Source organism: Psychrobacter sp. 1U2 (assembly GCF_051847575.1).
The window spans coordinates 1-940 of the sequence record NZ_JBPYDC010000614.1 but is presented as its reverse complement, the minus strand read 5'-3'; the positions used below and the strand labels follow the sequence as shown (position 1 = coordinate 940).

At 41.6% G+C, this 940-nt stretch carries 1 protein-coding gene; it reads right to left on the bottom strand.

All coding sequences use genetic code 11. The features are described from left to right. On the bottom strand, positions 1-590 hold a 590-nt coding region (locus ACS8FD_RS17630; RefSeq protein ID WP_439276806.1), incomplete at its 3' end, for a transaldolase family protein. Positions 591-940 lie beyond the last annotated feature (350 nt).

Here is a 940-nt window from a genome sequence, read left to right as displayed (position 1 = left end):
GATTGTACGCCCATATCGTCAGAGACGGGGACGTTTTGACGGTTTTGTTGGCGTTTTTGCCAATCTAAAATACGACCGACAAAAGGTGAAATCAGGGTGACCCCTGCATCAGCGCAAGCGACGGCTTGATGTTGTCCAAATAATAACGTTAAGTTGCAATGGATACCTTGAGTCTCAAGGTAGCGCGCCGCTTCAATCCCTTGCCAAGTAGCGGCCATTTTGATCAAGATACGCTCAGAGTTGATGCCTGCTTTTTGGTAAGCGTCCATAAACTCTAAAGCTTTATCAATAGTCGCTTGTGTGTCATAAGATAAGCGAGCATCAACCTCTGTAGATACGCGACCTTCGATCAACTCTAAAATATCGCAGCCAATTTGAATGGTAAGCGCGTCGATGACTGCGTCCACATTGCCTTGATGTTGGCTCATGGTTTCTAGCAGCAGCGTTTGATTGTCAGAGTTCATAAGTGCTTTGGTGATTAAGCTTGGATTGGTGGTCGCATCGATAGGTTTTAGTCGCGCAATAGCGGCAAGGTCGCCTGTATCTGCAACAATAGTGGTCATGGTGCTAAGTTGTTGTAATGCGCTCATCATATATCCTTATAAAAACAGTTAACGGTAGCCATTCGCCTAATAGCGGTATGACTCATATGAAACTGTAGCACAATTTGCTATGTAAATTTGCATGATAGTTTGGCTGGTACTGTTTTCCCAAGTATATATTCGGCAATCATAAAAAAGATGGTCCTTTATCATGATTTTGTGTCATTTAGTTTATTTACGCATGGGCACTGTGCAAGGTTTTTGCTATAGTAGAGGCGGTTGTTCGATTGGCTGTCAAGTTTTCCAACCGTTAACTTATAAAAAATAAGTTGTAAAGGTTAAATAATACGAACCGAATTATAAAAACTGAGCCATAAATAAGATAAAGATAAAACACC